This window comes from Ferrimonas marina (genome assembly GCF_900129905.1).
Lineage (GTDB): Bacteria > Pseudomonadota > Gammaproteobacteria > Enterobacterales > Shewanellaceae > Ferrimonas > Ferrimonas marina.
On the sequence record NZ_FQXG01000013.1, the window covers coordinates 1 to 12,799 of the forward strand.

13 protein-coding genes are annotated in these 12,799 nt (G+C 63.1%); 6 read left to right on the top strand and 7 right to left on the bottom strand.

Annotation, left to right across the window (positions count from 1 at the left end; genetic code table 11):
• The 3 genes from BUC04_RS24060 to BUC04_RS22285 form a co-directional block, all read left to right on the top strand.
• Positions 1-193: hypothetical protein (locus tag BUC04_RS24060; protein ID WP_407643886.1), on the top strand; the 193-nt coding region annotated here is incomplete at its 5' end.
• Positions 194-451: 258 nt separating this feature from the next.
• Entirely contained in the window at positions 452-937 is a 486-nt protein-coding gene (folA, locus tag BUC04_RS22280; protein WP_067665264.1) for a type 3 dihydrofolate reductase, read from the top strand.
• Positions 938-1,042: 105 nt separating this feature from the next.
• Positions 1,043-1,435 (top strand): DUF3718 domain-containing protein, encoded by a 393-nt coding sequence (locus tag BUC04_RS22285; protein ID WP_067665267.1) that lies wholly within the window; start codon positions 1,043-1,045, stop codon positions 1,433-1,435.
• 61 nt (positions 1,436-1,496) lie between these two features.
• On the opposite strand, the gene BUC04_RS22290 is transcribed toward BUC04_RS22285, so the two are convergent.
• From BUC04_RS22290 to lptD, 7 genes are all read right to left on the bottom strand, one after another.
• A complete protein-coding gene (locus BUC04_RS22290; RefSeq protein ID WP_073326161.1) occupies positions 1,497-3,530 on the bottom strand; it encodes a methyl-accepting chemotaxis protein in 2,034 nt (677 codons plus the stop codon).
• Between the two features lie 83 nt (positions 3,531-3,613).
• The gene (locus BUC04_RS22295) at positions 3,614-4,438 is read right to left on the bottom strand and encodes a symmetrical bis(5'-nucleosyl)-tetraphosphatase (RefSeq protein WP_067665273.1); all 825 of its coding nucleotides are present in this window, start codon (positions 4,436-4,438) and stop codon (positions 3,614-3,616) included.
• Between the two features lie 5 nt (positions 4,439-4,443).
• Positions 4,444-4,830, bottom strand: a complete 387-nt coding sequence (gene apaG / locus BUC04_RS22300; protein ID WP_067665277.1) for a Co2+/Mg2+ efflux protein ApaG — start codon at positions 4,828-4,830, stop codon at positions 4,444-4,446.
• Positions 4,823-5,626, bottom strand: coding sequence for a 16S rRNA (adenine(1518)-N(6)/adenine(1519)-N(6))-dimethyltransferase RsmA (gene rsmA, locus BUC04_RS22305; RefSeq protein ID WP_067665280.1), 804 nt, complete (start codon positions 5,624-5,626; stop codon positions 4,823-4,825). Before rsmA ends, apaG begins: the two co-directional genes overlap by 8 nt.
• Complete coding sequence (pdxA, locus tag BUC04_RS22310; protein WP_067665283.1) at positions 5,623-6,609, bottom strand: 4-hydroxythreonine-4-phosphate dehydrogenase PdxA; 987 nt, start codon at positions 6,607-6,609, stop codon at positions 5,623-5,625. Before pdxA ends, rsmA begins: the two co-directional genes overlap by 4 nt.
• Position 6,610: 1 nt before the next feature.
• Complete coding sequence (surA, locus tag BUC04_RS22315; protein ID WP_067665285.1) at positions 6,611-7,900, bottom strand: peptidylprolyl isomerase SurA; 1,290 nt, start codon at positions 7,898-7,900, stop codon at positions 6,611-6,613.
• Between the two features lie 78 nt (positions 7,901-7,978).
• Positions 7,979-10,243 carry an LPS assembly protein LptD gene (lptD, locus tag BUC04_RS22320; RefSeq protein WP_067665288.1) on the bottom strand — a complete coding sequence of 755 codons (2,265 nt, stop codon included), beginning with the start codon at positions 10,241-10,243 and terminating at the stop codon, positions 7,979-7,981.
• A gap of 168 nt (positions 10,244-10,411) precedes the next feature.
• On the opposite strand from lptD, the gene BUC04_RS22325 reads away from it, so the two are divergent.
• The 3 genes from BUC04_RS22325 to djlA are packed head-to-tail and all read left to right on the top strand — an operon-like array spanning position 10,412 to position 12,793.
• Entirely contained in the window at positions 10,412-11,410 is a 999-nt protein-coding gene (locus BUC04_RS22325) for an aminoglycoside phosphotransferase family protein (RefSeq protein WP_067665290.1), read from the top strand.
• Positions 11,407-12,081 (top strand): N-acetylmuramate alpha-1-phosphate uridylyltransferase MurU, encoded by a 675-nt coding sequence (murU, locus tag BUC04_RS22330; protein WP_067665293.1) that lies wholly within the window; start codon positions 11,407-11,409, stop codon positions 12,079-12,081. Before BUC04_RS22325 ends, murU begins: the two co-directional genes overlap by 4 nt.
• Positions 12,065-12,793 (top strand): co-chaperone DjlA, encoded by a 729-nt coding sequence (gene djlA / locus BUC04_RS22335; protein ID WP_067665296.1) that lies wholly within the window; start codon positions 12,065-12,067, stop codon positions 12,791-12,793. Before murU ends, djlA begins: the two co-directional genes overlap by 17 nt.
• Positions 12,794-12,799 lie beyond the last annotated feature (6 nt).

The window sequence follows — 12,799 nt, forward strand, 5'->3', positions numbered from 1 at the left end:
CAGGGCTGAGCGTGACAAGCAGGCAGAACTGAAGCGCGACTACCGTGAACAGCGGGACAGTTTCCAGGCATTGGCTGATGACGTGGTAAAGCGTGAGAACGCTCTGCTGTTTCGCTGTCACGAGCTCCAGTTGGAGCTGAATGCGCGTGATAACACGAAGGTTGTCCCGCTGCAGGACAAAGGCCGAGTGTGAAAAGTGGCGCTCGATACGCTCGGTTATTCACAGGAATTGTGGAAATGTTCGGGGATAATGAGAAATAACACTAAGGTAGTGTTTTTATTCGCAATTCACCCAACAACTCTCATAATTTACGTAACAGTGAGACTGGACGACTACGACGTGGAAGTGGTCTACCAGAAGTGATGGTCTCGCCTTGAGCCGTTGAAATATGAGAGAGTAAGGCGCCCTGAGGGGCGCCTTATTTTTTGCCTATGACGAAGGAGAGTGTGCGTGCACATTGCAATGATCGCCTGCATGGCAAGGGACCGGGTGATCGGTCGGGACAACCAGATGCCCTGGCACCTGCCGGCGGATCTGAAGCACTTTAAAGCGGTGACCCTGGGCAAGCCGGTGGTGATGGGGCGCAAGACCTATGAGTCCATCGGACGGCCGCTGCCGGGGCGGCATAACATCGTGATCAGCCGTCAGAGCGGCTACGCCCCGGAGGGGGTAACCGTGGTGGCCGACATCGAAGCGGCGTTGACCGCAGCGGGCGAGGTGGAGGAGTTGATGATCATCGGTGGTGGCCAGCTCTACCAGGCGATGCTGCCCCGGGCCAAGCGTCTTTACCTGACCGAGGTGGCGCTGACGGTGGAGGGGGATACCCGCTTCCCGGAATACGCGGATCAGCCGTGGCGAGAGCTGTCGAGGGAGGTGCGTCCGGCGGACGAGGCCAATCCCCATGAGATGACCTTCCTGACCCTGGAGCGATGCTAAACCCCTGGGCGACAAAGTTTGATTTTGTGTTACATTAATGCAGCATAATGAACGCCTTATATTCAGGCTAACAAAATCAATAAGAGTGTCGTTGAGGGAAAAACTATGCGTCTTACTGTAGCTGCCGTCGCCATCGGAGTGGGGATCGCCAGCCTGGGGTACAGCCCCGCAAGCCATGCCAACCTGGACCAGCTGGCTGCCAGCGTCTGTGATTACGTGGCCTCCGATGATAAGAACCGGCTGCGTCGCAAGCTGAAGGATCACCGCCTGAAGCTGCGCAACATCTATGACAATGTGCAGTGTGAGGGGGTCAGCCTGCTGCGTCTGGCGATGATCAAGGATGCCCAGGACGTGGGGGTGTTCATTGCCAAGCAGGTGCCCAAGCGGACCCTGACTGAGCCGGAGAGCGACGGCGCCACTGTACTGCAATGGGCCGAGAGCAACGGCCATGGTGGCAGCCAGATCGTGCAGGAGATCGGCGAGCGTACCGCCAGCTGAGGCTTCACCTGTCCCAATAAAAAAGCGCCGCATCTGCGGCGCTTTTTTTGTTGCCGGGTGATCACACCCGGAAGCGGCGAACCTCGCCTTGCAGCTCCTCGGCCAGCTGGGCCACCTGCTGGCTGGAGGAGGCGGTCTGGATAGCGCCAGTGCTGGTCTCCTCGGCAATGCCGGCGATCTGGTCGAGACGCTCGGAGATGTTCTGCGACACCTGGTCCTGTTCGCGGGCCGCCTGGGAGATCTGGTTGCCGGCACTGTAGACCCGCTCCACCGCCTGGGCGATGGACTCCAGCATGCGGCTGGCCTCTTCGGTCTTGGCCACGCTCTGCTGGGCCTGCTGCTGACCCTGCTCCATCACGGATACGGCCTGCTGTGCTCCCTGCTGCAGCACCTCGATCATCTCCTGGATCTCAGTGGTGGAGTCCTGGGTGCGGGAGGCGAGCGAGCGCACCTCATCCGCCACCACGGCAAAGCCACGACCCTGTTCACCGGCCCGGGCGGCCTCGATGGCGGCGTTGAGCGCCAGCAGGTTGGTCTGATCGGCGATGCCCCGGATCACGTCGAGGATGCCACCGATGGCGGCGCTGTCGGCATGCAGCTTGTGGATCACGCTGCTGGCCTGCTCCACTTCCCGGGCCAAAGCCTGGATGGTCTCACCGTTCTCCACCGACAGCTGACGAACCTGCTGGGCCTCGTCGTCGGCCAGCTTGATCTCACCCAGGGTGTCGTTGGCACGGGTCGCCACCTGGGTGGCGGAAGCGGACAGCTCGGTAGTGGCACTGGCAACCTGCTCCACCTGGCTGCGCTGCTCCTGGATCCCGGAGGTTGTCTGGGCGGTGATGGCGGAGGTCTCCTCCGCCGCCGTGGCCAGCTGATTGGAGCGATCCATGATCGCCTTGACCAGCCCCTGCAGGCTGTTCACCAGCTTATTGGTGTTGCCCACCAGGCGGCCAAACTCGTCGCGATGTGGGTAGCTCAGCTGCTCGGTCAGGTCGCCCTGGGCCAGCACCGACAGGGCGTTGTTGACCTGGTTCAGCGGCCGGGTGATGGCGCGGATGGTGACAAAGCCGATCAGGCTGGCGGCGACGATGGAGAGCAGCATCACCAGCAGGGTGCGGACACGGCTGTCGCTGATGGCGCTCTCTGCTGCTGCTGCGGCCTGGTTGCTCACCGTCAGCACCTGCGCCTGCAGCCCATCCAGGCTCTGTTGCAGCTGCTGCCACAGGGCCTGGGCCTGATCCCGGGCGGCGCTGGCCTGTTGCTGCGCCTCCACCTGCTGGCGCTGCAGTGCGGTCAGCCCGGTCTCGGTGTGGAAGTGCTCGCGGATTTGGCCGAGGTAGCCGGTGAGCTCATTGAGGGTGTTGCCGGACAGCACCTGGCCGCCGGTTTGGGCGTTCTGCTCCAGCAGGTCCTGGGTCAACAGGGCGGAGCTGCTGATCAGGTAAGCCAGCTCACCCTGCAGGGTGTCGACCCGCTCCAGGCTGTCCTGCAGCGGCAGCTCCAGGGACAGAGCGAACAGGCCGTTGAGATCGGTATCCAGCATGTTGGCCTGACCGGCCATCTGCTGATCCTGGGCGTTGTCGGAGAACTCCAGGTCCATCACGTCCAGCAGGATGGAGCTGCTGTCATCCACCAAATCCTCCAGCTGGCCCAGCTGCTGCTGTAGCGCCACCTGCTGTTGCAGCGCGGACTGACGGGCACGGTGAAGCTGATCGCTGGCCTGCTGATAGCGCTGGTATTGCTGTTGGAATTGTTCAAGGATGGCTTGAGACTGGGGCTGGCTGGCCAGCAGGGGGGTAAGGAGATCGAGCTGAGCCTGCATCTCGTCGTGTTGACGGGCGGCGCTGCTGGTGTGCTGGCCTTGCTCTGCCGGGGACTGGCTATGGTAGCTGGCCAGCAGGGTCAGTTGCTGTGCCGCCAGGCCGCGCTCCAGGGCGCTGGCTCCGTCCTTGGCCGGCAGTGTAAATTGCTGGAAGCTGCGGGTCTGTTCACCCACCCGATTCATGCTCCACAGCGACATTCCCCCCAGCAACAGCAACAGCAGCGTCACCAGAGTGAATCCGGCGATAATCCTTAGCGCCACCGTGATTCTCATACCCTCTCCCTAAGTATTTCTAATAGTTTTCAGCCATGTTACCAAGAAAAGAACGGCCTTTACCAAGGGGGAATTGAATCGGATTAACTGTAACTGAGCTCCAGGGCCGGCTGCTCGATGCGCTGCCGATCCTCCAGCCGCCAGAAGGTGAGGCTGCCGCCCCAGCAACAGCCGGTGTCCAGGGCGATGGCGTTAGGGTGGCTGCTGTGCCCCTCCAGGGCGGCCCAGTGGCCAAACACCAGGGTGTTCTTCTTCAGCAGCTTGTGCTTGGGGTACTCGAACCAGGGGCGTAGCTCAGTGGCGTCGCCGGGTCCGCTTTTGCAGGCAAAATCCAGTCGACCGTCCGGGTAGAGGAAGCGCATCCGGGTCAGGGCATTGACGGTGTAGATCTGCTGATCCCGCTTGCTCAGGGTTGGCTCGTCCGCATCGGGCTTCTCGCCATACATGGTGCCGATGAAATCGAGGTAGTCGTCCCGCTTGAGGGTCTTGCTGACCGCCTCGGCCCGCTTAAGCGCGGTGTTCAAGCCCCAGTGCGGCGGCAGGCCGGCATGGCTGAGCAGCAACTGGTGCTCCGGCAGGTGGCGCAGCAGGGGTTGCTGACGCAGCCAGTGGATCAGCTCCGCCAGGTCCGGGGCATCGAGTAGCGGCTGCTGGCGATCCTTGGGCTTGGCCCGTTTGAGTCCTGCTGCCACCGCCATCAGGTGCAGATCGTGGTTGCCCAGCACCACCCGGGCGGCGTCACCGAGCTGGCGGAACAGGCGCAATACCTTGAGGGAGTCGGGGCCCCGGGCCACCAGGTCGCCGCAGCTCCAGAGCCGGTCTCGGCTGGGATCAAACTGGACCCGGTCCAGCAGGCGGGCGAGTTCGGCGTAGCAGCCCTGAACGTCGCCGACAAAGTAGTTCGACATAGCTTTCAGTGTAGTGTGCCGGGTTGGCTCAATGAGAAGGGGGCGATGGGGGCCCGCACTTCCTGGCCGTTGCAGCTTAAGGTGTAGAATCCCTGCATGGTACCGACCGGCGTCGGCAGTGTCACTGAGCTGGTGTAGCGATATTGGGTGCCGGGGGAGAGGGTGGGGGTTTCCCCGACCACGCCGGGGCCCTCCACCTCGCTGCGCTCGCCGTTGCCGTCGGTGATAAACCAGTGGCGCCGCTCCAGCTTGAGGGTATCGTCGCCATGGTTGCGCAGGGTGATGGTGTAGAGGAAGAGATAGACCCCTTTGGCCGGCTCGGAGTGCTCCGGCGCATACTGGGTCGCCACCTCGATATGAAGTGGCGACAGCGCAGTCGGGTCGTTAGCCACGACGGGCCACCAGGTTGGCCATGGCTACGTACTGGGCCACGGTGATGCGCTCCGGACGCAGGCTGGGATCGATCCCCAACTGCTCGAACTCGGCGTCGTTGATCTGGCCCTTGAAGTTGTTGCGCAGGGTTTTGCGGCGCATGGCAAAGGCGCTGGCGACTACCCGCTCCAGGGTGGCGACATCGTCCGCCGGATGGGGCTTTTCGAGGTGGGGCACCAGGCGCACCACGGCGGAGTCGACCTTGGGCGGCGGGGTGAAGCAACCGGGCGGTACCTCCAGCACCGGCAGACACTTGCAGTAGTACTGCGCCATCACGGTGAGGCGGCCATAGTTCTTGTGACCCGGGCCGGCACAGAGGCGCTGTACCACCTCTTTTTGCAGCATGAAGTGCATCGACTCGACGCTGTCGACGGTTTCAAACAGGTGGAACATCAGCGGGGTGGAGATGTTGTAGGGCAGATTGCCAAACACCTTCATCCGTCGACCCGGCTCGGCCAGCTGATTGAAATCGAACTTGAGCGCGTCCCCTTCATGAATGGTCAACTTGCGGCCCCAGCGTGGCTGATGGCGCAGGCGTTCGGCCAGGTCCCGATCCAGCTCCACCACGTTGAGGTGCTCGACCTGCTCGGCCACTGGCTCGGTCAGGGCGCCCAGGCCCGGGCCGATCTCCACCAGAACGTGGTCATCGTCCGGGGCGATGGCGGCGACAATGCGGTCGATCACGTTGTGGTCATGGAGGAAGTTCTGACCAAAACGTTTGCGGGCGCGGTGGCCCATATGGATGTTGTTACTCATGAATTCTGGTTGTTCGCAAGCTCAATGGCTTTGTTCAGGGCGACGTGGAAACTGCCTGCGTCTGCCTGGCCGGTGCCAGCCAGATCCAGCGCAGTGCCATGATCGACGGAAGTACGGATAAAGGGCAGGCCAAGCGTGATATTCAATGACTTGCCAAACCCCTTGTATTTTAGCACCGGTAATCCTTGGTCATGGTACATCGCCAGCACCGCATCGGCGTTGGCCAGGTACTTGTCCTGAAACAGCGTGTCGGCGGGCAGTGGACCGGTCAGGTTCATCCCCTCCTCACGCAGTGCCGCCAGGGTGGGTTCGATCACCTCGATCTCTTCCCGGCCCAGGTGGCCGCCCTCGCCGGCGTGGGGGTTGAGGCCACACACCAGGATATGGGGCTGAGCCAGCCCAAACTTGCTTTGCAGATCGCTGTGGAGGATGCGGATGATCCGATCCAGTCGATCCGGGGTGATCGCCTTGGCCACGTAGGCCAGGGGGATATGGGTGGTGACCAGCGCCACCTGCAGCCCCTCGGTGGCCAGCAGCATCACCACGTCCTGGCAGCCGGCCTGCTGGGCAAAAAACTCGGTGTGGCCGGAGAAGGGCACACCGGCCTGGTTGATGATCCCCTTGTGCACCGGGCCTGTGACCACGGCATCGAACTCGCCGGCCAGGTTGTGCTCACTGGCAAAGCGCAGGGTCTCCACCACGTAAGCGCTGTTGGCCTCGTTGAGGGTGCCGGCCACCGCCGGCTCCGCCAGGCGGGTGGGGGCGATGGTCAGGCTGCCCGCCTCCTGGGGCTGGGCGGGTTGACCGGGCTGGTAGGGGCGCAGGTGCAGCGGCAGATGCAGCAGCTTGGCCCGCTGCAGCAGCAGATCGGGATCGGCGCACACCACCAGCTCCACCGGCCAGGCCTGTTGGGCCAGCTGCACCACCAGATCGGGGCCGACCCCGGCGGGCTCTCCAGGGGTGATGGCGATACGACGGGTCATGTTAGCGACGGCTCCGACGATCGTCTCGCTCGATCACCTCGATGTAGGCGGCGGCGCGCATCTCATCCTGCCAGGCGTTCACCTGCTCGCCGAACTTACGGCGGTAGATCAGCTGGTATGCACGGTCGTTGTTGAAGCTGTCGGTGGCGTCGGTGGTGCGACGCTCCATCAGCTGTACCACGTGCCAGCCGTGGCTGGAGCGGAAGGGCTCGGAGTACTCGCCCTCGTTCAGACGGCCCAGGGTGTCACGGAAGGCCGGCACGTACATGTTGGGATCGGCCCAACCCAACTCACCACCGCGCACCGCGGAGCCCGGGTCATCGGAGTGCTGGCGCGCCAGCTCGGCGAAGTCGGCGTTGCCCGCCTCGACGTCGGCCATGAACTCTTCCAGCAGCTGCTGGGCCATGTCTTCACTGAGGATGGGGGAGGGCTGCAGCAGGATGTGGCGGGAGTTGACCTCTTGCACCTCCTGCACCTCGACACCGCGGGATTCGAACACGGTGATGATGTGGAAGCCGGCGCCGCTTTTGATCGGGCCGATGATATCGCCGGTTTTGGCGTCGGTCATTACCTCGGCAAACAGGGTGGGCATCTCGTTGACGTTCATAAAGCCCCAGTCACCGCCTTCCAGCGCCTTGGGGCCGGAAGAGGCGGCCAGTGCGGTCTGGCGGAAGTCGTTGCCGTCGTTGAGCAGCTCCAGCACCTTGTCGGCCCGCTCCCGCGCTGCGGTCTCGTCACCGGCGACGTCAATGAGGATGTGGCCGATGTGGAACTCGGCGTTCTGCAGCCCCTGCTCCTGGATCAGACCCACCAGGGTGTCGATCTCCTGGGGGGAGATCTGGATGCGGCGCTGCATCTGGATCCGCTGCACCTGACCGATGGTGATCTCCTTGCGGATCTCCTCGCGGTAGCTGGCGTAGCTGGCGCCCTGGTTCTCTACCTCGTCACGCATCTGCTGCAGGCTCAGGCCCTGCTCGGCGGCCATGTTCTCCAGGGTCTGGTCCAGCTGGATATCACTGATCACCAGGCCCATGCGATCGGCCATCTGCAGCTGCAGGTTCTCGGCGATCAGGCGGTCGATCACCTGGGTGCGCAGGGCGGAGGCGGAGGGCAGTTGTTGACCGGCTTGCAGGGCATTGCGGCGTACCATCTCTTCCCGTTCGGCGATCTCGCTTTCCAGGATCACGCCATCGTTGACCAGCACAGAAACCTGGTCCAGTACGGTGGGGGCCGCTAGGGTGGCCATCGGCACCAGCATCAGGGCGCCCAATAAGGTGTTACGAAGTTTCATTGCTTTTATCCATCCTGGCAAAAACGTCGGCCAATGATTAATCGGTCGCATTGCGCCACTTTATCACAGTCGTTCTGGTCAGTTCCGCAAGTAATAGGGCTTGCGGTAGTTAAACAGGCCTTCATTGAGCATGTCGGTGACGCCCAGCGGACCGGTGGAGCCGAGGCCCTTGAGCACAAACTTGAGGGAGACGCCGCTGTCGAAGTCATCCCGTGGGTTGATGGTGGTGAAGTCCACGTCATCGTAATTGGTGTTGAGGTGGCGGTGGTAGGCCAGGCGGATGGCCCAGCAGCAGGACTCGTACTGAACGCCTGCGTAGTTCTCCACCGAGCGATCCAGGTTGAGGTCGTAATACCAGTTGCCGACGAAGTAGATCTCGTCGGTGAGCGGCCAGCTGGCCCGCACCCCGGCCTGGTTGATGTCAATGCTGTTGCCCTCCACGTCGGTGCCCAGATCCGGCACGTAGCGGTGGGAGAACTGCAACAGGCGGTTGTCACTGAGGCGGTAATCCAGCAGCAGCTCGCTCTTGTTGGTGTGGCCGCTCTCGGTGTCGAACTGGATGCCGCCGCGCAGGAACCAGTGATCCGATGCTTGCAGCTGCAGATCCGCCGCCAGGGCCGAGTTGGAGCGGTTCATCGTCTCCTCCTCGCCCAGGGTGACCCGGGGATCGCTGAAGAAGAAGATCTGACCCAGAGAGATCTGGGCCCGCTCGCGGTTGCCATCGTCGAGGAAGCGGGTGGCCAGACCCAGGGTCAGCTGGTTGGCATCGGAGATCCGATCCAGCCCCGAGTAGCGGCGATCCCGGAACAGGCCGTAGTAGTCTTCCTGCAGCAGCGCAGTGTCGTACAGGCCGATGTCGGACTGGTCCTCGTAGGGGATATAGAGGTACTGGAACTGGGGCTCCAGCACCTGCAGGTAGCGGTCGCCGCGATAGGTCATGTCCCGCTCCAGGTTGACCTGACCGTGCAGGCGGAACTGGGGCAGGGTCCGGCTGACAAAGTCCTCCAGCTGATCGTTGGGATCACGCTGCTCATAGAAGGTCTGCATCAGCTTCAGCTCGGAGGTGAGGCTGCCCGCCGGTGCCTGGTAGGGCAGGGTCAGGGTCGGTTCAACGTGCCAGCGGGTGGCGGTCAGGTGATTATCGCGCTTGTGGGCAAAGTGGGTCAGCTCGGTGCTGAAGGCAAAATCCACCGGGCCATACAGATCCGGCTGGTGGTAGTTCAGGCTGAGGCTGGGCATCACCTGGAACGGCTTCTCGCTGTCGCCGAGCACCTCGATGTCCTGCACCCGGATGGCGGCGTTCCAGTTGTCGGTGTAGTAGGACGCCTCGCCCTCCCGGCTGATCTGGTTATCGGTGGAGGCCTGCACCGAGGAGCTGAAATCGTTGAAGTAGTTGTCGTCGCTGACCTTGGTGTAGTTGCCGTACAGGCGCCAGTTTTCGTCCAGCTTGCCGCCGTGATCGAAGTGCAGCAGCCAGCGCTCCGGTGCGTCATCCACCAGGCGGTCGGAACCGATGTACTCCAGGTTGACTCGACCCGCGCCCCAGTCCTGCAGGTAGCGCCCCTCGGTTTGCAGGAACAGGCCCCGGGCACTCATGTACTGGGTGGTCAGGGTCATGTCGTAGTTTGGTGCGATGTTCCAGTAGAACGGCGCGGCGAGGTCGATGCCGTTTTTGGAGCTGGTGCTGATGTTGGGAAACAGGAAGCCGGTCTTGCGCTTATCGGAGACGGGCACCGTCATATAGGGCACGTAGAACACCGGCACATCGAAGATCTTGACCTTGGCGTTCCAGATCTGGCCCCACTCCTCCTCGGCGTCGATGGCGATGGTCTTGGCCTCCAGCAGCCAATCCGGGTCGTCCTGGGGGCAGGTGGTAAAGGTGGCGCCGGTCAGCAGCAGGCTGTCTTCGCCGTCGATCTGCAGCGACTCGGCGGTGCCGTGTACTTGCTGGCCGTTGAGCCAGTACTGGGCTTTATCCAACCGGGCCTGGTTATCATCCACGTCGGCATTCAGGGAGTCGGCGCTGATCACCACGCTGGGGTCTTCGTAGACCAGGCCACCGGTGGCGGAGAAGGTGCCCTCCAGCTGGCGGACCTCGGCACTCTCGGTACGGATCCGGCGGGCACCCTGGGTCAGGCGCACATTACCCTCGAAGCGTGCGGCGTCGGTCTGGGCGTCGCTGCGGTCGGCCTGAACACGGATGGCCGGATCGGTTTCATCGAGCGGTTGCTCGGAAACGCGAACCTGATCAGGGATCTTGACCAGGCATTGGTCCTGTGGGGCCGAGTCGGCCCACACGGCCGAGGAGGTCACACAGACAGCTAGGGTGAGGGGAAAGCGCATTATGTCCCTAAAATGTAAAAACTTTATTAGCCCTTTTCATTCAAGGGCACCCAAAACGGGATTCTATCGGCTCAGACCCGCATTCACCGCGAGGGGTTCAATTTGGGCAGCAAAACCTTGGTATGATAAAGCAAATTTCAGGATTCGACCATTGGGAGACCGGCCAGTATGGACCCCAGACAGCGTGAGTTAAGCCTCTGGCTCAAGCAGCATCGAGGGCAGGGGATCACTGACCCTGAGGCGATCTTTGCCGACGCCAGTTTTCGCCGCTATTTCCGCTATTGGCGCGATGGCCAGAGCGAGGTGGCAATGGACGCGCCGCCGCCCCAGGAGGATTGCCGCCCCTTCGTCGCGATCACCCAGGCCTACCAGGCCCAGGGCCTGCCGGTGCCTGCGCTGCTGGCGCAGGACCTGGAGCGGGGCTACCTGGCCCTGCAGGATCTGGGGGACGAGCATCTCTATCGTCGCCTGGTGGGGCCCGAGCCGCTGCCCTGGTACCGCCAAGCGATGGCGCTGCTGCCGGCCATTGCCCGGATCACCGGGACGGAGCTGGGCCCGCTACCGGACTATGACCGGGCACTGCTAACCCGGGAGCTGGCGATCTTTCCCGAATGGCTGCTGCAGCACCATGCTGGCCTGACCCTCAGTGAAAAGGAGCTGGCTCTCTGGCAACGCAGCTGTGAGCTGTTGATCGACAACGCCCTGTCGCAGCCCCAGGTGGGGATCCACCGCGACTTCCACAGCCGCAACCTGATGGTGCAGGACGACCAGCTGGCGCTGATCGATTACCAGGGGGCGCTGTTGGGCCCCATCACCTACGACGCGGTATCGCTGCTGCGGGACTGCTACCGGGTGCTGCCGGAGGCGGAGGTCAGCACCCTGCTCAAGGCCCACTGGCAGGCCCTCAAGACTGAGGGGCTGCTGGCGCCGGAGGTCTCCCTGGATTTGTACCAGCGCTGGTTTGATCTGATGGGGATGCAGCGTCATCTCAAGGCCGCCGGGATCTTCGCCCGACTGCATCATCGCGATGGCAAGTCCGGTTACCTGGCGGATCTGCCCCGGGTGTTCAACTACCTGGTGGAGGTGGGTCAGCGTCATGAGGAGACCCGCGAGCTGGCCCAGTGGCTGGCGGCGGAGGTGCAGCCGCGAATGGAGCAAGCCCAATGAAAGCGATGATCCTGGCCGCTGGCCGGGGTGAGCGGATGCGTCCGCTCACCGACCATACCCCCAAGCCGCTGCTGCCGGTAGCGGGCAAGCCCCTGATCCAGTACCACCTGGAGGCGTTGGCCAGGGCGGGGGTCAGCGAGGTGGTGATCAACCACGCCTGGCTGGGTGCGCAACTACCGGCGACCCTGGGCGACGGCGCTCGTTGGGGCCTGAAGCTGCACTACAGCGACGAGCAGGGCCAGGCGCTGGAGACCGGCGGTGGCATCCAGCGAGCACTGCCGCTGCTGGGGTCGGAGCCCTTTTTGGTGATCAATGGCGACATCCACTGTCCCTACCCCTGGGACGCGCTGCCGGCGCTGGCTTCGGGAGATCTGGCCCACTTGTTGTTGGTGGCCAACCCGGAGCACAACCCCGATGGCGACTTCGCCCTGCAGGGCGGTCGGGTGGCCAGCGAGGGGCCGGGCAAGCTGACTTTTGCCGGTGCTGGCGTTTACCACCCGGCCCTGTTCGCCGATTGCGGGCCTGGCCACTTTGCCCTGGCGCCGCTGCTGCGCGCAGCGATGGCGCAGCAAAAGGTTAGCGGCGAGAAGATTACGGTGCCCTGGTGCGATGTGGGCACCCCGGCACGATTAGAGGCGTTGGAGAGTCGACTGAATGCGGATCTGGGGTAAGTTAATTGGTGCCGGCATCGGCTTCTTGATGGGCCGATGGTTTGGCGCCCTGTTGGGGGCCTACCTTGGCCACCGTCTGTTCGACCGTCGTCCCCGTACCAATCCCTTCTTTCACACCACCTTTGCGGTGATGGGCCACCTGGCCAAGAGCAGTGGCCGGGTGACCGAACAGGACATCGCCCTGGCCTCGGCGCTGATGGATCAGATCGGCCTTACCGGGCGGGCTCGCACCGCAGCACAGCAGGCTTATCGTCAGGGCAAGGCCAGCGACTATCCGCTGCAGGCCCAGTTGCGTCTGCTGGCCTCCGGGCTGCGTTTTCGTCGGGATCTGGCCCGCATGTTCCTGGAGATCCAGGTACAGGCGGCGCTGGTGGATGGCGAGTTGACGGTGAAGGAGCGCCAGCTGCTGACCTTGATTGCCAAGGAGCTGGGGTTTGATGAGGGGGAACTGGCGCGGATCATCCGGATGTGGCACGGCGAGCGGGCCGGTCAGCGTGCGGGGATGTCAGACAAAGACGCCTGTGAGATCTTAGGTGTGTCAGAAACCGATGATTTGCGTACAATTAAACGAGCTTATCGCCGATTGATGGCGCAGCATCATCCGGACAAACTGGCCAGCCAGGGGCTGCCACCGGAGATGGCCAGCGTGGCACGGCAGAAGAGTCAGGACATTCAAAACGCCTGGGAGCGACTCCGGGCCAGCCGAGGATAGGAACTC

Excerpts from the sequence above, each read along its gene's own strand:
- BUC04_RS22285 (WP_067665267.1), top strand. The coding sequence starts at position 1,043 with ATGCGTCTTACTGTAGCTGCCGTCGCCATCGGAGTGGGGATCGCCAGC.
- BUC04_RS22290 (WP_073326161.1), bottom strand. The coding sequence starts at position 3,530 with ATGAGAATCACGGTGGCGCTAAGGATTATCGCCGGATTCACTCTGGTG.
- BUC04_RS22295 (WP_067665273.1), bottom strand. The coding sequence starts at position 4,438 with ATGTCGAACTACTTTGTCGGCGACGTTCAGGGCTGCTACGCCGAACTC.
- rsmA (WP_067665280.1), bottom strand. The coding sequence starts at position 5,626 with ATGAGTAACAACATCCATATGGGCCACCGCGCCCGCAAACGTTTTGGT.
- pdxA (WP_067665283.1), bottom strand. The coding sequence starts at position 6,609 with ATGACCCGTCGTATCGCCATCACCCCTGGAGAGCCCGCCGGGGTCGGC.
- surA (WP_067665285.1), bottom strand. The coding sequence starts at position 7,900 with ATGAAACTTCGTAACACCTTATTGGGCGCCCTGATGCTGGTGCCGATG.
- lptD (WP_067665288.1), bottom strand. The coding sequence starts at position 10,243 with ATGCGCTTTCCCCTCACCCTAGCTGTCTGTGTGACCTCCTCGGCCGTG.
- BUC04_RS22325 (WP_067665290.1), top strand. The coding sequence starts at position 10,412 with ATGGACCCCAGACAGCGTGAGTTAAGCCTCTGGCTCAAGCAGCATCGA.
- murU (WP_067665293.1), top strand. The coding sequence starts at position 11,407 with ATGAAAGCGATGATCCTGGCCGCTGGCCGGGGTGAGCGGATGCGTCCG.
- djlA (WP_067665296.1), top strand. The coding sequence starts at position 12,065 with ATGCGGATCTGGGGTAAGTTAATTGGTGCCGGCATCGGCTTCTTGATG.